Below are 19,916 nucleotides of genomic sequence, written 5' to 3' on the forward strand. Positions count from 1 at the left end.
GGCCCGCCCGAGCGTGGCTCAACCGTGCGTAGAACCGGCGGCTCCGCCACCGCGATCGAGTCGGTCTTGCTCCCAGGCCAGCAAGTCGCTGAGTCGGTAGCGTCGGTAGCGTCCCATCCGCGCGTACCGTGGGCCGCGACCAGCGGATGCCCACGACGCCAACGTCTTGAGCGGAATCTTCAACCGCTCCGAAACTTCCCGCGTACTCAACCAGACATCGTCACCCGCAGGCACGGGCTCGGACCGGGAACTTGCGTCGCCCCTGTGGGTCGGCCGCGATGGTGTAGGACGGGATGCCGGGGACTTTTCGGACATGACGAGGTACCTCTCTCCAGTCCCCTGGCAGCAGACGTACCCGACAACCATTAAACCCTCGACCGGTCCCTGATGCCACGACCACCCATCCGGAGGCGGTTCGAACCTCCTGCAGCACCGTTCTTTTCGACCGCAGTGTGGCAGCCGAAGTCTGTCATCAGTACGCCCGCCATGACCGCGCACAGTGACGTGACCGCGACACCCACTCCCTAGGCAGCGAGCCGCCCCAGTCCAGGGGCGTAGCGGCTCGGACTGATCAACTCCGCGTTGCGAACGACCGGAAACCACGCGAAATGCATTCCGTTCCACGTAGGCCAATGCAATTGGGATGCGCCTCAATAGGGCTCACAACAGCAGGCGTGGGAAGCTGATCCAGTTGTGGACCTAGACTCATCGACGGACTGCATGATTTCACCGCGGCGGGCCGGACCGGGTTCTCCGTCGGCTGCACCCCGGCCCTGATGAGGTGGTGCTCCAGAGTTGGTCACCCGCCCGGCAATACGGTGAAGACCACGCGCCCCACGGCTGTTTTACGAGGAATGCGAACAAGGGGCCACTACCGCTTGGGGGAATCTAACCCCCGAGCGAACCACCGCACACGGCCTGGTCAGCGAGCTGACCTTACTGCATCGCCGCCGCTCAACTGCCGTTTCACGACGTGTCGCTACATTTCAGTACGAAATGTACCACCCCAGTCGATGACACGGTCATCACCAGATGAAACACGCGGATCACAGGCATAGGTGATGACGGCGTCATCACCTTGTCATCAGCCACCGAAACTCCGCATCTAACCTGGCCCGAGTAACCCTATGGATGGTGAGTTCGATGCGTCCCGGTTGGGCCCATTCCCGTGGCCCATCCGGTTGGGTATTGACCCTCCGGTTCCTCGCGGACGGACTGGGTCGGAATTCAGCTAAACGTTAAACCCCGCGTGCGCGGGGGCCTCTGCATCAATCACTTGGTCGCTCAGCGCTCCGCGCTCATCCCGCGTGCGCAGGGAGCACCACGTCCGCGCTGGACGCCAGTGCCTTTCGAGGGCTCATCCCCGCAGACGCGGGAGCACACCGCTTCGACCTTGCCCAGTCCGCCGGACCGGGCTCATCCCCGCGGACGCGGGGAGCACGAGATCGGCATCGACGACGCGTTCGCCGAGGTGGGCTCATCCCCGCGGGCGCGGGGAGCACAGGAACCGATGCCGCGGATTCGCCGGGTCGCAGGGCTCATCCCCGCGGGCGCGGGGAGCACGAGCTGCCGGGTGATCCGCTGGCGGATGCGCGGGGCTCATCCCCGCAGGCGCGGGGAGCACTTGCAAACCACGTCCGCAAACCGGCCGCGCCGGGGCTCATCCCCGCAGGCGCGGGAGCACACTTGTTGACCAGCGACTTCCTAGCCGGATAAGGCAATTTTCATTCACTTTTGTCGTTTGATCTAAAGCCTGCTCTGACGCGAGCCTTGAAGATGGTCTGGTCCTGCATCTCGTCGAGCCTAATGTCTCGCCGCCCTTCGAGAACTGGCACTGTCGGGCATGCGCGTTTAGCTCTGCACAGCGGGCAGGGTGGATACCGGCACAACCAAACGGCTGGAACGCGGATAGGTGTCGTGAGCCGCCTAACCCGCACGCGCACGCCGATCCTGGGATTCCAGTGCCATGCACTCCGACTTGTCAGGCCAGCGGCCACCGCATCCATGGATGCGATTCCGTCTGGCGCGATGCACTCCCCGTCGAGGCTGAAAGTGGAACCCGGTCCGAAAACCAGCCCGAGGTTGGAGGCCTGACCGAGACTCAGCAGGCGCGGTGTAGACCTCCTTGATCATCGCGGCCTGACCCACCACGACGGCCGGGCCCAGGATTGGAACGTTCACCCGGAACAGCGGACTGTTCTCTTTCCCAGCCGGACCCAGCCCGGTAGTACCCGAGTCTCACTGCAGGAGAACGAGACCTAACGGGCACCTCGGTCGGCAACGACGTGGGCTGCGGAGATCGCGCGCCGAACCGTTCGCGACGACCAACTGATGACCGCGACAATAACTCGGAATCGGCTCGGGCGTACCGGAAAGATGCCTGATCTGGCATTAAGGGCCTCGGCCCAAGAGGACTTGAACCTCGTCGGGACACTCGGCGTTACACCAGTTCAGCGAGCTGATCCTTGCGTAATACGGCCGCTCAACTGCCGTTTCACGACGCGTCACTACATTTCACGACAGACCATACCACTTGTGGTGATGACACGGTCATCACCAGGTGAACGCAACGATTCGATGCTCCGGTGATGACGGCGTCATCACCGGAGCGGGCGGAGCGGAGTGCAGATCTTCACAGGGCCGGTGCCACCCGCAGCTCACCAGCCCGACTTGGCGGCCGAACGAGTTCGCGTGGAACTGTGTCAGTCTGGGCTGCTTCGAGATCCGTCTGATCGCAATGCCGAAGCAAATGTGGACGATGACGCCGCTGCCGAGCCACTGGCAGCAGAGTCACCCAACTAGCAGCAACAGGGAAGGATCACCCGATGCAGAAGCTCTCGAATCCCCCTCGACAGGAAGTAGTTGACGGTGTTGGATACCCGACAAGGCTTTCGTTGCAGGTACCAGCACCACAGGCGCGCCGCTCCAGCGCAACGGCTTGGGAGGGGGTTTCCCGCATGGACATCGACCTGGCTTGTCCACACTGCCATCAACTCGATCTGGTCCAGAGTGTGCCCGCTGTCCGATCCGACGGCGTGTCGACCGCTTTTGGGACGAACGTCTATTCCGGCGTAGGGATAGCTTCGACTGGCCTGATACCGGTGTTCGGCACCTCCACCACAGAAAGCACCCACACCACAGCACTCGCCCGAAGCCTCGCCTGGGAACCTGTCCAGCGACCGGTCGGGCGCCTGCTTTTGGTTGGTTTCCTGCTGTTGCTTCCAGCGTTGTTCGCTTTGGCTCCAGCTTTCGCCGCCTACCGCACCATCGAATCCGAGTCGCAAGATTTGGCCGCGATACTGGGGATTCTCTTCGTCTCCACCGCGATCGCCACCCCAGGACTGCTTGTCGTGACGGTTGCGATCCAGCGAGCACGCCGTAACAGCAAGATCGCCCGAGGGCGTCACGCCGCGTACACACTATGGCGGGCTGCCTTCTATTGCCATCGCTGCGGTCTTGCGTTCTGGCCGCGCTCTCCGACGCCGGGGGTTCCCGCTCGGCAGGGTTTCGCGCCGCAGCACTTCCGTTGGTTCGTGTGGACTGCCGGTGGCTACGCGAACGCCTGAGTTCGACGAACTCAGCGGGGGCTCATGCTATTTCGGTGCTTTGACCTCGCTGGGGTTGATCTCGGTCCGCAATCCTCGCCAGCTCGGATGCCGCAGCGCGCCGACGAACTCTCGATATTCGACCGTGCCCACCAGCTGCGGTTTCACCCAGCGCGCCGCCCTCACCCGCCAGGATGGTGCCGGTCGGTCGAACGGGCTGTCGGTTGTGGTCAAGTCCATCAGCCGCTCGAGCAGTGCCCGGCGCACTGCCGTGGTGAAGCCCGTGCCGACGTGCCCGACGTAGACCAACCGGCCCGACTCGTCGTAGGCACCCAGGATCAGGGAGCCGAGCGCTCCGCGCTCTCCACCACTGCTGCCGGGAACCCAGCCTGCGATGATCACGTCCGTCGTCTGCCGGATCGCCGTCTTCAACCACAGGCGCGAGCGCGTCCCAGGGCGGTAAACGGAGTCGATACGCTTGCTCACCACACCTTCGAGACGGTGGGAAGCGGCGGTATCGAGCATGGTGGCGACCGGGATGTCGGTCCAGAACGGCGGGACGCGCACCCCGGCCCCGGTGAGGTCGAGTTCGCCCAAGCGGGCGCGTCGATCGACATAGGGCAGAGCCATGGTGCCGGCACCGTCGAGTTCGAGCAGGTCGAACACGAACAGTTGCACGGGCACCACCGCGACCAGTTCACGGGTGGGCCGGGTCAGGTGCATGCGCTGCTGGAGCCGGGCGAACGACGGCGCGCCGGTGGCCGGGTCGGGGGCGACGATCCCGCCATCGAGGATCATGTCGGTGCCGTGGGCGCACTCCGCGAGCGCGGCGCTCAGTTCCGGGTAGGACGCGGTGACGTTGTTGCGGTTGCGGCTATACAGTTCCACCCGACCACCGGTGATGCCGCAAATGGCGCGCATCCCATCCCACTTCATCTCGATCGCCCACCGGCCTGGCGCATCGGGCGGCCGACCAGGCGTCGCCAGCATCGGCGCAGGCACGGACACATCAGTCAGCGTACATAGAGCAAATACCGACCTGTGGGTGTTGTTCGATAGTCTCGCAGCTGTGCAGTTCGAGGAAGGCTCCCTCATTCACCTGGTCGCAGGCGGGGTGAGTGTGTTCCGCATCATCGAGGTAGGCGTCGACGGGGATCCGAGCAAAGCTCTCGTGCAAGCGGTCGCCGACACTCCCGGGACCTACCCGTTCCCGACCGATCTCGCCTACGCCGTGCCCGCCGAACATCCGTAGCAGCGCACTCCCCTTTTCCCCTCGGTGCCGCCGGATCAGCTCGCGTGCTCGCCGTCCTTCGTGGAGCGGTCCGCCGTAGGTGACTCGACGGTATCGACTGCATCGGTGATCTGTTCTGTCGAGTGACCGGAATCCGTGGTGCCGTGTCGAGCACGCTCGAGCCGCCCGGTTGGCGCGACCGTCGGCGCTGGTACTGCCTCCGGTGAGGTCGTGTCGCGGTGGGCGCGGGCGGTGGTGATCAGTTGCCGGACTTGCTTGGCGCTGATTTCGAGCAGGTCCGCCAACTCGTCGTCGGAGGCCCCGTGGTCACGGATCACGGCGGCGGCCTCGGCTTGGTCGGCGCGGTACCGGGCGATCTCCTGCGCGGCGGCTGCCTCGACGTTGCTGATCTGCTTGTGTAGCGCCGCGATGTGTTGATCGCGTGTGGTTTCGCACGCGGTGATCGCCGCCCAGTCGGTGAGGTACCGCTGCACCGCCTCATGGATGGTGCGCTCCCGCTGGCGTGCCAGTTCGCGGCGTCGTTTGTTACGTGCGCGTGCGCGTTCCAGTCGCGCGACAACTTCGGGGGATCGAGCCGTGCGCGGGGAGCGCGGGGGGCGACGCGACGACATGGCCGGCCTCCTAATTCTGGGCCCGCCTGCTGATTCTCCGCCGACGATTTTACCGGCCTCGATTGTCTGCACCCTGGGTGAATCTCGCCGACGCACCCGGCGCATCGATGACACCACCTCGTCCCGCCCCTTCGTCTGAGAGGACTTCACGTATGGCTGATGCCACCGAGGGCTTGTTCGCCGTGCCGGACCTTTTCGGCGGCGCGGTGGCCGTGTGCTGGTCCTACGGCATGGGGGTGGAAAGCACCTGCGGAGTAGTACGCACGCTGCTCGAGCCACAATTCCGGCCCACGGAACTGCGAGGCGACCTGTCGAATCGTGTTGGTCGCCCAGACCGGTGACGAGTGGACCAGCACCTGCGACCTGGTCGCCGCCCACGTCCTGCCGTTACTGCGGCAGCATTCGGTTCGCCTCGTCGAAGTGGCCCGCAAGGGCCCCTCGGCCGCGGACGGCATCGTGGTGTTGCAGGACACCCGGCAACCAGTGCAGTTACACCCTGACCCGGAGAAGTCCGGCTTCTACGCGCTCAGCGACGAGCACCGCGGCAACGGCGTGTTGCCCACCCTCGGCGGCAACCGCACCTGCTCAGTTAACTGCACCATCTCCCGTCCGTTGACTATCGCGGTCTACGCCGTAATTAGGTCCCGATTCCTTGTCCAATTCCAGGGCGGCTCCGCTCGATGATATACCGGAGTTCTTCTCAATCCATCGAAAAAGCCGACCGGTATTGTTTTCAGCCGCCACGAGTTGTCCGCCCGGAAGAATTGCCATGTGACAGTCGATGGTGATTAGCACCAACTCCATGGAATCGCTCGATCGCGCAACGAGCGTTGTGCTCAGTAGGTCGGACCAGAAACGATCCAGATCTATCACTCCTTCGCCAGTCAGATATTCAATCAACCGTTCATCATCAAACCTGACTTTCTCGCCGTGACAGAGCATATTCACAATGACCCACTGCGGTACCGAAAGATAACAAGGTGACCACTCCTCGTGGTCACCTAGCTTCGACAGGGAGGCTGCAGTATTGTTCACAAACGCATAGTTCCAGCCGGAACGCCCCTCCACACTCTCACCAGCTTTGGCGAGTAGAAAAGCGTGAGGAACCTCCAGTTCCAAATCCTCACCCCATAATCCGCCAATCTCATATCGGCAATCGAGCCGTGTCCATATAAGTTCGAGAATCATGAGAACTGGATTCACCGTCGTGGAGAAGTAGAATGGCCACCAGTCATCGTCTATCAGTTGCGCTGAGAACGGCTCTCCGTTCGCCTTTACCAATGAGAAGTTTCCGGAGACAATCAAATGCGGGAACCCTGCGACGCCGAAGCCATCCTGCCCGAGATTTTCTTCGAGGTACTCATAAAGGGCCGCGCGAAAACGGTGTTCGGACTTGAACCCGTGGTACCCGATAATAATCCGTAGCGGACTTATATGCTCGACGACCAGCGTATGAAAAAGAACATTCAGGTGGAATGGAAGAGACTCGATAGAATCGTAGGAGGGTACGGCACTACGAGTTGTCTCCGCAAACGAACGCGCAACACACTCAAGATCTACTGGATCGTCGTCACTCTCGGCTGATCGTCGATATGAGCGTTCGATTCCCCGAACCTCATTCAAATGCTGGAACGCTTCCCGCAACTGACTGCCATAAAGCGACTTCTTAATCTCAAATACAGCTATGACGTCTTTGACATGCCAAGCGTAAGCCCTTGTATACGGGATCGGCAAACCTTCGCCCCGGACAAGCATACAGTCGATCTGGCCCGATGTGTTGCCAAGTCCATCAACTATGAATCCGCCGATCAGTCGTAGATCAAGTCCTGACGGTATCGCTCGTCGTAGCAGATCTTGAGATAGTCCCTCATACATTTCACCAATCGTGGGTCCGTGCTTCAGAGGGACCGCGTCCAACAATTTCCGCTCATTTTCCATGAGCTGACGAAGAAGCTCTGCGACGGTCTTGATCATTGGCCCCCATTTCGTGTCTGTCATCATGTCCTGGACTCAGGTTACCGACATTAGTAATTGTTCGCTACACGGCAATTGCAGCGGTTCTGCGCTTCCGGGGAAGCCGCGGTCCGCGATCGGTAGACTCAGCCCCGAACGAAAGAGGAACAAACCAGGCAGTTCGGAGCCGGAAGGTCGAATGGCTGCACCACATGACCAGGGCACTGCCGAGGAGGACGATAGCCAGCCTCGGCGAAAGTGCTGATGGCCGTTGGCTGCCAAGAAGAACCTCGCGCCGGATTCCGCGACCGAGTGCTGCGGAGTTCCGACTCTACGGAGTGCAGTGAAGTTCGGCCAAGGCGAAAGGGGTGCCCCTCGACAGTTGGCGGGCCACCCATCTGGGTTGCGCGCCGTATGTGCATGCGGTCGGCTACAACGCCGAGGAGACCCGGCGGATCGCGATGGATTCGTCGGTGACCTTGGGTGGGCGCCGTCGCCGATCTCCCCGCTGCACGCCGCTGGCTGGTCCCTGGCTCGCTGCCAGGGATATCTGTTCGGGTTGTTCGGGGTGTGGTGGCCGAAATCCTGCTGCCGCCAATGCTGCTTCGTTTCCCGGCCCGGGTGGCCTGAGCAGCTGGCGCGGTTTGAGGCGGCGCCGGCGGAGGCGTTCAAGCATGTGGTGGACGAGTATGTCGCTGTCGCGCTCAACCGCAACTCCGGGCTGTTCGGGCCCGGTAAGTCGCTGACCGATCGGCTGCGCCGCGACGGCGCCCACGACGTCCTCGCGCTGGCCGAAGCGGAGCTGGATCGCTGCCGGTGGGCGGTCTACCGGGTGCGGCGCTGCTACACCGCACCCGCGCGCGCCAGGCGGGCCGTCGACACCGTCGCCCATGGCAGCCGCGCCGAAACCGGGAGATCCTGCACCGGATCGCCGCAGGGTTGCAGGTCCCGTGCGCGCTCGACGGTGACCACACCCGGGTGTGGCTGACCGACCACGCGGCGACGTATCCGCGGTTGAAGGAGTTCTTCGTCGCCGCACCCGATTCCGTGAGACCCAAACAGCGGGCGGGGTTCGAAGCCCGTTGGCACGGCCACGCCGACGACCTCCTGCTCGCTCTCGAACACACCGCCCACGCCGCCGTGACCGTCCGCGACGCGGCATAGCAACAGTCTCCCCGACTGGTCGGGAGACTTGACTTCACCGACGAATGCGGTGACCACTCGCCCGCGCGAGCCCGCCGACCTGCGGCTTTGCAATTCACCACATCACCAACATCCTGTTGCCCCTGAACGCCAGACCGGGAACGTCTGGCGTTCTGTCATTTCCGGAAGGTGGCCCCGTCATGCCCGATACCCTCCTTGTCGCGCTGTGCGCGGTCTGCGGCAGTGGTGATCCCGGTGACCGATACCCGGTCGAGGAACAGTTCGTCTGCCCTTGCTGTGCAGGACAGATCTCCCTATGCGATCACTGCCGCGAGCCCTCGCTCGCGCTGACCGAAACCGCCGACGAACAGCAACTCTGCGCCCGGTGTGTTTCCGGTTGGCGGCCGTGCGTGTCGTGTCGCAAACCCACCAGCCCCGCGGTGCGCACCGACAGTGACGAGCCGGTGTGCCTGCGCTGCGCGACAGTGCTGTTCGACATCTGCTTCGGGTGCAGCCGCTACAGCGGCGACGGCCGTTACGTCGCTGGCGGGCACCGCGCCTGCCCCTCCTGTGTCGGCCGGTTCCCCGCGTGCCCGCAGTGCGGCACCCTGACCCGTCGCGGCTACGCCTGTGACTGCCGGACAGGCCGGGACCACGTCTGGCACTACAGCTACAAACCCGACCCCCGCTTCGACGGCGACGGACCCCTATTCCTGGGTTTGGAGCTGGAGATCATCGTCCCGAACTACCGCTACAGCGAATGCGCCTCCCTCGCCACCGAACACCTCGGGCGGCTCGGCTACTTGAAGCAGGATTCCTCGATCCGGCCAGCCGGATTCGAACTCGTCACCCACCCCATGTCCTACCGGTATGCGATCGACCGGTTCCCGTGGCCGCTGCTGGAAGCGCTGGAAGATCTCGACTGCGACACCGACTCTTCTGTGGGGCTGCATGTGCATGCCAGCCGTGACGGGTTCGACTCCCCCGCCCACATCTACCGGTGGATGAAGTTGTTGTACCGCAACGAATCCGCCGTCTCCACCATTGCCCGGCGCCGTTCCCGGTACGCGCCGTTCGACCGCATGGCGCGGGCACGCGCGAAGGACACCGCCAAAGGCCCGCAGCACGCCCTGGGTCTGGAGCGGTATCAGGCGATCAACCCCTACCCGCGCAAAACCCTCGAGTTGCGGGTGTTCGCCAGCTCCCTGGATGTCCAGCGGGTGCAGGCGGCGCTGGCGTTCACGACCGCGTCCATCCACTACACCCGCGGCCTGCGCATCGCCGATGTCCGCACGGGCGGTTGGGAGTGGTCGCGCTTCGCCGCCTGGGTCGCTGACCACCCCGACTACCAGCCCCTGTGGGCGGAGATGGAGGACCTCGCATGTGCCTGCTGACATACCTGCCCGCCCAAGTCGCTCCCGATCCCGACGCATTGGCCTACGGGGCGCGAGCCAACCCGCACGGTCACGGGTTCGCGATCGTGGCCGGAGGCCGGATTCTGGTCGGGCGTGGGATGAACGCCGACCGGGTGATCACCGAGTTCATCAAAGCGCGCGGCGAGCATCCGACCGGTCCGGCGTTGTTTCATTCCCGCTACGCCACCCACGGCAGCATCGGCATCCGCAACTGTCACCCGTTCCGATTGGGTGGCGACGCTCGAACGGTGCTGGCGCACAACGGGACACTGCCCAAACGGGTGCACCCCGGACCCTATGACCCGCGTTCGGACACCCGGATCGCGGCGGAGGAGTACCTGCCCAAGCAGCCGTTCGGGTCGATCGACACCCATCGCGGGGCACGAGGTCTGGCGTCGTGGCTGGGGTCGAGCAAACTGCTGATCCTCACCGTCGACCCGGCCTACGCCCATCACGCCTACCTGTTCGGCCACCACAACGGGTACTGGCAGGACGAAATCTGGTACTCCAACAACAGCTACCTACCCCTGGCGCTGCGCTGGCCGAAGCGACGCCGATACCTGTGTGGGTACTGCCAGAAATTCGACCTGCACCGCACCAGCCGCTACTGCGGTGACTGCGGCTGGTGCTTCGACTGCGAAACCGCATTCCCCGACTGCACCTGCCACACCGCCTCAACCACCGCCACGTCACGCCATCGGGGGCCGCGCGCACTGCCGTCGGCGCATCACCATCCCCACCAGCAAGCCAGCGCTCCCTGAACTACCAGCGCGCCACCACGGCTTGCCTCCGATACAGAACCCCGCACACTGCCTTCCTCTTGGGCTGGGTGCGGGGTTCTTTCCATTCCACGAGAAGGGACCTGATTCGTCATGCCCGCCTCCACACTCCCCGCCGCCTCGTGCGAGGAATGCTCCAGCCCCGTCCGCGGCGAGGACCTGATCACCATCGCCGACGGCGATCGGGTGTGCCCGGGTTGCGCGGCCGGACTGTCGCGCTGCGACAGCTGCGCGACCCACGCCCGCGCCGACACCCTCGCCCGCACGATCGAGGACACCTTGCTGTGCGGTGAATGCCTGACCGGCTGGCAGCGGTGCGGGGAATGCGATGTCTACACCCGCGTCCTCCGCGGTGTCGTCGGCACCGACATCGAAGTCTGCGCCGAGTGCGCGTCTGGTTACGAGAGCTGCGACGACTGCGACAGCCTCGCCCAGGAACTCTATTCCGTCGACAGCGGCAACCGGGTGTGCGAGCGATGCGCGGACCAGGACTACCACGAATGCTGCGACTGCTTCACCCTCGTCCCGGTCGACACCACCTACTGCGACAACTGCGCCGACACCTACTCCACCGCCCATCACGCCGCCGTCCACGACTCCTACTACACCCCTGAACTGCGGTTCCACGGTAACGGACCGCTGTTCCTCGGGATGGAACTGGAGATCAAAACCCCCGACCGCAGTTACCGCGATGCGGTCGACACCGCCGTCGCGCACGTCCGGGATCTGGCGTATCTGAAGGAAGACGGCTCGATCTCCTGCGGGTTCGAGCTCGTCACGCATCCGATGTCGTATGAGTACGCCCTCGAGCGGTTTCCGTGGCAGCTGCTCAACAGGCTGCGGTTGCTGGGCTGCTACACCGACGACGGCGTCGGCATCCACGTCCACGTCTCCCGCGCCGGGTTCTCCTCCCCCGCGCATGCCTACCGGTGGCTGAAATTCGTGTACCGGAACGAGGAGTCGGTCACGACGCTGGCGCGGCGGTCCTCGACCTGGGCGCAGTTCTCCCCGCAACAGCGTTCCAGCGCGTTGGAATACGCCAAGGGAGGCCAAGCCGGATACGGCCGGTATCAGGCGATCAACGTCTGCCCGGAAGACACTTTCGAGCTGCGGGTCTTCGCCAGTTCCCTACACCCCCAGCAGGTCCAAGCCGCGTTGGCGTTCGCCGCGGCGTCGGTCGAATACACCCGCGCGCTGTCGGCGGCCGATATCGCGCGCCGACGCGGCTGGGAATGGACCGCCTTCACCACCTGGGTGCGCTCGCGCCCGGTCTACTCCCCGCTGCTGGCCGAAATGGAGGCCCTCGCATGTGCATCCTGACATTCGTCAAACCCGGTATCAGCCCCGACCTCGACGCCTTGGCCAACGGTGCGTTGGCCAACCCGCACGGCCACGGCTACGCCGTGCTCACCGACACCGGCATCCTTGTCGGGCGCGGCATGAATGCCGAGAAGGTGATCACCGAGTTCGCCGCCGTGCGTCAGCGTCATCCGGAGGGTGCGGCGTTGTTCCATTCCCGGTTGGCCACCCACGGTCTTCGCACCGTCGCCAACTGTCATCCCTTCCTCGTCGGCGCCGACGAGCGAACCGTGCTCGCGCACAACGGGATCCTGCCGGACAACGTCCACCCGACCAGAGGCGATCAGCGCAGCGACACCCGTATCGCCGCCGAGGATTTCCTGCCGACCCAACCGTTCGGGTCGCTGGATTCGTGGGCGGGACGGGAGCGGCTGGAGCGGTGGCTGGGCAGCGACAAGATGGTGCTGCTGACCATCGACCCCGCCTACAAGCATTCGGCCTACATCTTCAACGAAGGCTACGGGCACTGGGACGGCGGGATCTGGTACTCCAACCGCACCTACCTGCCGCACACCTGGGGCTACACCGGCGCCGTGGACTGGGAGTACTGCCTGGGCTGCGGCGAAATCGACCCCGAACAGCCCGGACCGCACTGCACCACGTGCGGATTCTGCGCCGAGTGCCTGCGCCGCGTTCGACGGTCTGGACCGCTACGCCGACCTCATCGAACTCGAGAACGCCTGACCGCGCACACCTGGCTCTGATCGCCGTCCAACGGCCGCGAACCCACTTCGAGAAAGGCAGATCCTGCCGTGCCCTACTACCCGAATCTGGCCACGATCCTCATCCACACCCGCGACGTCGACGGCCACGCCATCATCGTCAGCACCGACGGCCAGCACCTGCGGGTGCTGCTGCGCGACCGCGATGAACCCGACGACGACTGGCGCTACGCCGATCTCGACGCTCACACCGCCGACGCCCTCGCCACCGTACTGTCCGGCCACGCCCGACCTCGCCCGCAACGGCGTGGCGGGTGGTGGCGGCGCCTGGGAGGCGGTCGCTGATGACCGACCACCACCTGCCACCGGCACCGCATGCTGACGCATCCGAGCCCGAGTTCCTTCACCAGGTCCTCGCTCGAATCGACCGCTGGTTCGACGACGCCAACCCCGACGACCTCCATGCCGCCCGCGACCTGCTGCGCCAGCGCCTGGCCAGCACCATCGCGGCCGTCGCTGCCGCTGACGACAGCGACCGCGGTGATCCAGTGGTCGCCCTCATCGCGACCGAACTGCATCGGCTTCGCCGAACCCGGGTGACGGCCACGGTCATCACCCGCGGCGGCCACGTCCACGACCACGTCCGCGTCCATGCGGTGCACCGCCACCACACCGTGCTCTCCCGCGCCGGCGAGCAGGCCGGGGTGCTGCTGCCGCTGACGTTCATCGAATCCGTCACCCCGCTCAGCGGGGGCACGGCCGACGCTGTGTCCGCCGTGTTCTCCCACCGGAAGGAGTGCTGAGCATTGGCTTCGGTCGCACTGTGGTTCCCGCTGTCGAAGGTGATCGACCTCGCCGAGCACGCGATGGCCGCTTCGCAGCATTCCCGCTCCCCGTATGCCGATCCCGGCCCAGCGGTGCCGTCCCTGATCTGGGTCAAAGACCACGGCATCTACCTGATGAGCAACGGCATCCCCCACCAGCCCGGCGAACCCGACAGCCCCGACTACCAGGCGCACGTGGTCTACGCCCTCCACCACGGCCCCGGAACCCACTGGATCCACGGTGACCCGCTCGGTGACGACTTCGTCGAATACCTCCATCTCACCGAGAACTTCGACGGCCACACGCTCATCGAACTCATCCGCACCTACGCCGCGATGAACGGCTGGCTGTCCATCACCGTCTCAACCAAACGCTTCACACTGATGTTCAGCCCCACCGCGCCCACCACTCCGCTGCGCAGCGCTGACCAGCGCCCCTCCCGCGGAGTGAGGTGATCGTGGCGGGAATCGACTCCACCCATTACCTCGCCCGTCTCCAGACCGATCCTCAATACCGGTCGGTCCTGCCCAACCTCGCCCCCACCGCACGGGTGCTCGTAGCGGGCTATCACGCCGCGTTCGCGACCCCGCCGCGGCCGGGCGCCCCGATCGGCGTGTTCCCCGGCGTAGACCCTGACGCGGCCAGAGCAGGGGCGGCGGTCGTCATGGCGTTGGTGCGCATCGAATACGCAACCCGAGTCACCGTCGATGCGGACGGCGGCAGCCGAGACATCTGGCAGCAACAGCTGTTCGATCGGTTGCCGACCGGGTACGGGTGGCGGCTGCTGCCTGCCCAGCTCGATGAGCGTGGCCGGTGGCTGATCGCGCGCGGCAACCTCGCAGCCAGCGGCCTCCAGGCGTTGCTGCCGCGGTCGGTCAGCATCCAGGTGCCCGGCGCACCCGTCGCGGTCGCGGTGCACGACCTCGACCCGCACACCGGCCGCCGCTGGCCGTGGTGATCACCAACGCCACCGAACTGGTGGCCTGGATCGAAACCAACCTTCCCCACCTCGACCCCGACCGGTTCGAGCCCTGGGTCGTCGAACCTCCGGTCCCGGGCGCGCTACGCGCGGTGATCGAGATCCGCATCCACGCCCCCGGCGTCACCGAGCGGGTGCTCCGCCTCGAGGTCTCGGCCGCACCGACCCAGCCCACCCAGTCCTGACACTCCGCCCGTCTGCCACTTCAGGTGGGCCCATCCTCCGATCGATTCGAGGTGATCTTCGTTGACTGAACCCGCACTACCGGCGCGACCGCCGATCCCTGTGCGGTTGGCACACGCACCGCTGGCGCAGGGGCTGGTGGTCCCCTACATCACCCTCGCCCACCGCGACCGCACCCGCCCAGTCTGGGGCAAACTCGACCAGCGACGACTGCGAGACACGCTGGCGCGCAAGCTGTGCCAGGTCTGCGGGCAGCCGCTGGAGGACCGGGTCCTGCTCTACATCCGCCCCGCCGACCACCTGCGCGGTATCACCCCGGAACCGGGCGTGCATCCCGAATGCGGCCACTACTCCCGCCGCGCGTGCCCGATGCTGGCGGGACGGCAGACCCGCTACAACCCGCACCCGCCCGCGAAGTTCGCCCGCTGCGAGGACCCGGCCTGCCACTGCTGGCGGTGGCAGCCCAACGAGCGGGATCCCCGCGAGGCGCCGCGCGAAGGCCAGCCCGCCGACGCCTGGTACGAGGTGTGGATCCCGATCTCGGACTACATCGTCGTCCACGACCCCGGAACCGACACCGCCCCACCCGGCATCGGCATCAACCTACGCGGAGTCATGCTGCTGAAGATCCGCAAGGTCCGCGACGCCGCGGCGGCTGTTGACGGGTCATCCCTTCCGATCGATCTGCTGCCCTCTTACGCGGCCTTCGCGAAACTATTCGGCCTCAAAGGCATGCGGCTGTGACGGCCTCGCGCAAGACGCTCGCCCCCATCGGTGGGGCTGCTGCAGAACGCCGAGCGCACCACCAAGTGCGGTTTGCCTGTGGCCTCTTGGGCGGCCTGCCTCCGCCCTTTGCTGCCCGCGCTGAGCTATTGCGCGCTGCTTCACCCGACGCCGAGGCGCGATCGTGGATATGCCCGTCCCCTTCCAGGACACGATCACTATCCCGCGCCCTCTGGTGATCCGCCACCGTCACACGAGACCGCGCCACTCGGTGCGCGTGTCTTCCCTGCTGTGCCTCACCCGCTGTGGGTGAGGGATGCCCCTGTCCTAGTGATCGAGGAGGCTTGTCGTGTCGTTCGTTGATGATCCCGGCCGGTTCATCGCCGAGGCGTTGGCTACGTTGCCGGAACCACCGCAGCGGTCACTGGTGGTGATGACCTTGCGGGAACCGGCGTCCGGACCGGACGGATATATCGCCGTAGAACGCATCCGCCACGAAGACCTGCACAGGACGCGCCACTACCTGGCCACGAGTCCGATCCTGGACCGCACCCGCCGGTGGTGCGCCCGGCACCGCCCGGAGGTCGTCGCCGTGGTCGTGGTCGACGGCCCGACCCCTGGCACACCGTTTCCCCGCGACGAATATCGCGAGCTCATGGCCCGGTTTCACGATCAACTCACCGCACTGGGAGTCGGTGTGTTCGCGGCGTGGTCGGTCACCGGCCGCGACCCGGGCCACCCCTGGGCCGACCTGGTCGGCAGCGAGCACGGTCTGCTGCCCTACCCACCACCACGCGGCGGCAGCGTCGAGAACCTTCCCCCCGATCTGGTGCCGGATGCCGAGCTGGCGGCCGAGGTCGCCGCACTGGTGACGGTGCGTGACGGGGACCGTGAGCTGTCGCGGCAACGGCTGCGACTGACCCTGATACAGGTCGAGGCGGTCCACGCCGGGGGTGTTCTGTCGGCCGCGGAGATCGCCGAGCTCGCCGACGCACTGAGCGACGGCCTGGTCCGCGACAGCCTGTACGCCTTCGCCGCCGGCCCGAAACGACCACGCGGACATCGGTTGTGGGCGTTGCTGGTGCGGGCGTTGCCCTCACCCCACCGCACTGCGGCGGCGATGTTGTGTGCGGTCACCGCCTATGTCGACGGTGACCGTGACCGGGCGCGTGCGGCGATCGGGATCGCGGTGGCCGACGACCCCGACAACCCGACGGTGCAGGCGATGGCCGCCGGAATCCACCGCACCGTCCCGGTCGCGCTGTTTCGCGCCGCGCTGGGTGCCGGACGCGCCGGCACCGCTCAACTCGGCATCGACATCGACTGAAACTCCCCACCCGCATCGACCCTTCGTGGAGGCTTCATGATTCCCGCATCGCAGTCCCCCTCGCGCCGGCTGGCGTGGGCGATCCTCGCGCGCGCTGCGCTGACTGCGGCGCCGGTCGTGCGCGAGCTGCTGCACACCCTCGAGGTCGAGGAGGCCGCCGCACGGCTCACCACCGGCCAGGATGTCGCGGCCGATCTTCCGCGGGATCTGCGGGGGCTGGCCGCGCGGGATCTGGACCGCGCGGATGCGCTCGGCGTTCGGCTGCTCACCCGTGACGATGCCGAGTGGCCAGGGAATGCGGGACTGTCCGACCTGGACGCACCCGGCATCAGCGGTGGGAGTCCGGTGGCGTTGTGGGTGCGCGGGGCACCGCGGCAGGCCCCGCTGTCGCAGTTCACCGTCGCGGTCGTCGGTGCCCGTGCCGCCTCCGGCTACGGGGTGCGTGTTACTCATGACCTGGCCGGTGATTTGGCTGAGCGTGGTTGGACGGTTATCAGTGGCGGCGCGTTCGGGATCGATGCCGCCGCTCATCGCGCGGCGCTCACCCGTGGTGGTCGCACGATCGCCGTTGTCGCGACCGGGCTGGGTCGCGCCTACCCGGCCGCGCATCGCGAGTTGTTCGACCGGATCGCCGAGTCCGGGATGCTCATCTCCGAGTATCCGCCCGATACCCCGGCGGCCAAACACCGGTTCCTGCAACGCAATCGGCTCGTCGCCGCGCTGTCGAGCGCCGTCGTCATTCCCGAATGCGTCTTCCGGGGCGACACCCGCAATACCGCCAACTGGGCGCGTCAGCTCAACCGCCCGGTGCTCGCGGTCCCCGGACCGATCTACTCCGCGGCCTCGACCGGCTGCCACGAGCTGATCCGCGCTGGTCATGCCCGCCTGGTCACCGATGCCCAACAGGTCATCGACGACATCACATCCACCCCCGCCCCGCCGCACAGCGGTGACCGGCCCATCGCATAACCATCCGGCGCTCGTCGGCTCATCCGGGCGGCCCGATCGCGGTTCGCCCCTGCTTCACTTCCCCGCTCCGGCGGCAATCGTCCGCCGACCCATCACAGGAGGTTTCCTCATGTCCGCGTCCACCGTTGCCGTGCAGTCCCTGCCCCGGGGCGAGTTCGAGCGTCTCGAGCACCTCGGCTACGCCGGAGCCACCCCCGCTATCACCGACTCGGCCGTGCTGGACCGCTGGCGCGGCGAACACCCGGCCTGGCGGGGTCGCTACTGGGCGTTCCTCGACGACGGCGAGCACGGCGTGCTGCGACTGCGCCCGATCAACGTCGCCCGCCACAGCGCCCAGCCAGCCGCCTGACCTCTCATCCACGCGGGTGCTCGCCCGTGCCCTGTCGTTCCCGTTTCCGTCCTCCGGCGCGGCGGCCTCACCTGTGACTGGTGGGGTCGTCGCGCCGCTTGCACTGAGGAGCCGTGTTGACTACTTCCACCCTGACCGCCGTTGCCGACCCGACCACCGATCCCGGCCCTGACACCGACCCGGTGGCTGTCGAAGAGACCCCCTCCGTTGCCGCCGAACAGCCCGCCCCTCCGGTCGAAGAGCCGACCGTCATCGAGGAGCCGCCGGTGCTCGACCTGCCCGAGGCCAAGGCGGAGTACCTGGATCCGGCGCAGTTGGTAATCGCCGAAAACGTCCGCAAGAGTTTCGATCTCACCGCCCACCCCGACGAGGCCGCGTCGATTCGCGAGTTCGGTGTCGGCAACCCGATCCGCGCCGAACGCGAGCCCGACGGCTCCGTGCATGTCGTCGACGGGCAGATCCGCACACTGATCGCCCGCGAAGTCGGCCTGACGCGAGTGCCGGTGTGGGTCACCGACGCCCCCACCGACATCGACGCCAAGGAACGCCGGATCGCGCGGACGTTGACCCAGATGAACCTCAACGACCGCCGTATCCCGCTCACCGACACCGACCGCGCCACCGGCATCGCGTTGATGCTCGACCTCGGCGCGTCGGCCACCCGGATCGCGAAAGGATTGCAGCGCAAACGCTCAGAGATCCAGAAGACTGCCGCGGTCGGCGCCTCCGATACCGCCAAGCAGCTGCTCGAGCAGCGCCAGTACGGCCTCGATCAACTCGCAGTGATCGCCCACTACGAGAACCTGGGCGACACCGACGCAGTCGAACGCCTGGCGACGGCGGGCCGGTGGAGCTTCGCCTCCACCGCGAAACGGATCGAGCACGACCGCGCCGAAACCCGCGCCCGCCTCCAGGAATCGCTGCCCTACGGCGCGTACGGGTTCGGCATCCTCGCCACCGAACCCAACACCAGCGAACCGGACCCGGACTACATCCCGGCCAGCGATCTGGTCACCGCCGCGAGTGAGCCGGTCAGCGAGGAGCTCATCTACGCCGACCCGGGCCAGTGGGTGGTGTATCTCGAGGTGCAGGACAACGGGCTGCTGGTGGACAAGGACACCGGCGCGATCATCGACCCGGGCACCGTCGACTGGAGTACCCGCGGCGATCTGTCCGCCGAGCCCGCCGACGGGCGGGTGCACGCTGAGCAGGTGCAGTGGCGCGACCGCTGGATCCCCATCTACTTCCTGCCCGCCAGCGGACTCGCCGACAGCGGCCTGCAACGACTCATCCCCGATACCGGTGAGAGCTCCGAAGAGGCCGCCGCGAAGGCGGCGGCTGAGCGGGAGCAAGCGCGCCAGGACCGGCGGCGGGTGATCGAGCTGAACAAACGCGGGGACGCGGCCAACGCGCGACGGCAGGAGTTCCTGCCGCGCCTGCTGGCCGGGCGCACCCCGCCGCGGCAGGCCGCGGCGTTCGTCGCCGAATCCATGGCCCATTCCCTGGATCCGAGCGTGTTGCAGAAGGTGACCAAGCTGCTCGGGGTCGGTGGTTCTACCCAGCAGCTGGTCGCAGCGATCCATGCCGCGGCACCGTCGCGGGCGTGGATGATCGTGCTGGCCATGCAGGTCGCCGCCGCCGAGGCGCCGATCGGCAAGAGCTTCTGGCGCGACAGCTCCGCGGCGACGAAACGGTATCTGCATTTCCTCGCCGACGCCGTAGCCGGAACCGAGCTGGACTTCGCGCTGGTCGATGTCGAACAGGCCGCCGCCGGAGACATCGACTACCGCGACATCGACCTCGCCTCCTGACCACCACCTCTGATCTGCCCGGAGGCACTCC

The 19,916-nt window shown here is 66.2% G+C and carries 22 protein-coding genes; 18 read left to right on the forward strand and 4 right to left on the reverse strand.

The annotated features are described in order from the left end of the window. Positions 1-18: 18 nt before the first annotated feature. On the reverse strand, positions 19-366 hold the full coding sequence (locus QMG86_RS19770; protein WP_350356336.1) for a helix-turn-helix domain-containing protein: 348 nt from the start codon (positions 364-366) through the stop codon (positions 19-21). A gap of 2,591 nt (positions 367-2,957) precedes the next feature. Here QMG86_RS19770 and QMG86_RS19775 point away from each other — a divergent pair. After that, positions 2,958-3,566, forward strand: coding sequence for a hypothetical protein (locus QMG86_RS19775; protein ID WP_281873949.1), 609 nt, complete (start codon positions 2,958-2,960; stop codon positions 3,564-3,566). A 27-nt stretch (positions 3,567-3,593) separates the two neighbouring features. On the opposite strand, the gene ligD is transcribed toward QMG86_RS19775, so the two are convergent. Further along, a complete protein-coding gene (ligD, locus tag QMG86_RS19780; protein WP_350356337.1) occupies positions 3,594-4,640 on the reverse strand; it encodes a non-homologous end-joining DNA ligase in 1,047 nt (348 codons plus the stop codon). Here ligD and QMG86_RS19785 point away from each other — a divergent pair. Beyond that, positions 4,615-4,797, forward strand: a complete 183-nt coding sequence (locus QMG86_RS19785) for a hypothetical protein (RefSeq protein ID WP_281873950.1) — start codon at positions 4,615-4,617, stop codon at positions 4,795-4,797. The genes ligD and QMG86_RS19785 overlap by 26 nt on opposite strands. A gap of 35 nt (positions 4,798-4,832) precedes the next feature. Here the strand turns inward: QMG86_RS19785 and QMG86_RS19790 are convergent, their stop codons facing one another. Then, positions 4,833-5,480, reverse strand: coding sequence for a hypothetical protein (locus QMG86_RS19790; protein WP_281873951.1), 648 nt, complete (start codon positions 5,478-5,480; stop codon positions 4,833-4,835). Positions 5,481-5,993: 513 nt separating this feature from the next. Continuing rightward, positions 5,994-7,382, reverse strand: coding sequence for a DUF6602 domain-containing protein (locus QMG86_RS19795; protein WP_281873952.1), 1,389 nt, complete (start codon positions 7,380-7,382; stop codon positions 5,994-5,996). A gap of 658 nt (positions 7,383-8,040) precedes the next feature. On the opposite strand from QMG86_RS19795, the gene QMG86_RS19800 reads away from it, so the two are divergent. The 16 genes from QMG86_RS19800 to QMG86_RS19875 all read left to right on the forward strand — a co-directional run bounded on the left by QMG86_RS19800 (position 8,041) and on the right by QMG86_RS19875 (position 19,885). Beyond that, entirely contained in the window at positions 8,041-8,349 is a 309-nt protein-coding gene (locus tag QMG86_RS19800; protein ID WP_281873953.1) for a hypothetical protein, read from the forward strand. Then, positions 8,340-8,525: a hypothetical protein gene (locus tag QMG86_RS19805; protein WP_281873954.1), complete on the forward strand. Its 186-nt coding sequence runs from the start codon at positions 8,340-8,342 to the stop codon at positions 8,523-8,525. The genes QMG86_RS19800 and QMG86_RS19805 overlap by 10 nt, the downstream gene beginning before the upstream one ends. A 179-nt stretch (positions 8,526-8,704) precedes the next feature. Beyond that, a complete protein-coding gene (locus tag QMG86_RS19810) occupies positions 8,705-9,898 on the forward strand; it encodes a hypothetical protein (RefSeq protein ID WP_281873955.1) in 1,194 nt (397 codons plus the stop codon). Further along, positions 9,886-10,680: a class II glutamine amidotransferase gene (locus tag QMG86_RS19815; protein ID WP_281873956.1), complete on the forward strand. Its 795-nt coding sequence runs from the start codon at positions 9,886-9,888 to the stop codon at positions 10,678-10,680. Before QMG86_RS19810 ends, QMG86_RS19815 begins: the two co-directional genes overlap by 13 nt. 111 nt (positions 10,681-10,791) lie before the next feature. After that, complete coding sequence (locus QMG86_RS19820; RefSeq protein WP_281873957.1) at positions 10,792-12,018, forward strand: hypothetical protein; 1,227 nt, start codon at positions 10,792-10,794, stop codon at positions 12,016-12,018. Then, complete coding sequence (locus QMG86_RS19825) at positions 12,006-12,761, forward strand: class II glutamine amidotransferase (RefSeq protein ID WP_281873958.1); 756 nt, start codon at positions 12,006-12,008, stop codon at positions 12,759-12,761. Before QMG86_RS19820 ends, QMG86_RS19825 begins: the two co-directional genes overlap by 13 nt. A gap of 48 nt (positions 12,762-12,809) precedes the next feature. Further along, positions 12,810-13,064 (forward strand): hypothetical protein, encoded by a 255-nt coding sequence (locus tag QMG86_RS19830; protein WP_281873959.1) that lies wholly within the window; start codon positions 12,810-12,812, stop codon positions 13,062-13,064. Further along, entirely contained in the window at positions 13,064-13,522 is a 459-nt protein-coding gene (locus QMG86_RS19835; RefSeq protein WP_281873960.1) for a hypothetical protein, read from the forward strand. The genes QMG86_RS19830 and QMG86_RS19835 overlap by 1 nt, the downstream gene beginning before the upstream one ends. A gap of 3 nt (positions 13,523-13,525) precedes the next feature. Then, a complete protein-coding gene (locus QMG86_RS19840) occupies positions 13,526-13,999 on the forward strand; it encodes a hypothetical protein (RefSeq protein ID WP_281873961.1) in 474 nt (157 codons plus the stop codon). Between the two features lie 2 nt (positions 14,000-14,001). Then, the gene (locus QMG86_RS19845; RefSeq protein ID WP_281873962.1) at positions 14,002-14,502 is read left to right on the forward strand and encodes a hypothetical protein; all 501 of its coding nucleotides are present in this window, start codon (positions 14,002-14,004) and stop codon (positions 14,500-14,502) included. Next, entirely contained in the window at positions 14,499-14,708 is a 210-nt protein-coding gene (locus QMG86_RS19850; protein WP_281873963.1) for a hypothetical protein, read from the forward strand. Before QMG86_RS19845 ends, QMG86_RS19850 begins: the two co-directional genes overlap by 4 nt. 106 nt (positions 14,709-14,814) lie before the next feature. Continuing rightward, on the forward strand, positions 14,815-15,450 hold the full coding sequence (locus QMG86_RS19855) for a hypothetical protein (RefSeq protein WP_281873964.1): 636 nt from the start codon (positions 14,815-14,817) through the stop codon (positions 15,448-15,450). A gap of 328 nt (positions 15,451-15,778) precedes the next feature. Further along, the gene (locus QMG86_RS19860; protein ID WP_281873965.1) at positions 15,779-16,756 is read left to right on the forward strand and encodes a DUF4192 family protein; all 978 of its coding nucleotides are present in this window, start codon (positions 15,779-15,781) and stop codon (positions 16,754-16,756) included. Positions 16,757-16,792: 36 nt separating this feature from the next. Next, positions 16,793-17,725 (forward strand): DNA-processing protein DprA, encoded by a 933-nt coding sequence (gene dprA, locus QMG86_RS19865; protein WP_281873966.1) that lies wholly within the window; start codon positions 16,793-16,795, stop codon positions 17,723-17,725. Between the two features lie 109 nt (positions 17,726-17,834). After that, the gene (locus QMG86_RS19870) at positions 17,835-18,074 is read left to right on the forward strand and encodes a hypothetical protein (protein WP_281873967.1); all 240 of its coding nucleotides are present in this window, start codon (positions 17,835-17,837) and stop codon (positions 18,072-18,074) included. A gap of 116 nt (positions 18,075-18,190) precedes the next feature. After that, positions 18,191-19,885: a ParB/RepB/Spo0J family partition protein gene (locus QMG86_RS19875; protein WP_281873968.1), complete on the forward strand. Its 1,695-nt coding sequence runs from the start codon at positions 18,191-18,193 to the stop codon at positions 19,883-19,885. Positions 19,886-19,916: the final 31 nt, after the last annotated feature.

The sequence above is a fragment of the Nocardia sputorum genome, assembly GCF_027924405.1.
Taxonomy (GTDB): domain Bacteria; phylum Actinomycetota; class Actinomycetes; order Mycobacteriales; family Mycobacteriaceae; genus Nocardia; species Nocardia sputorum.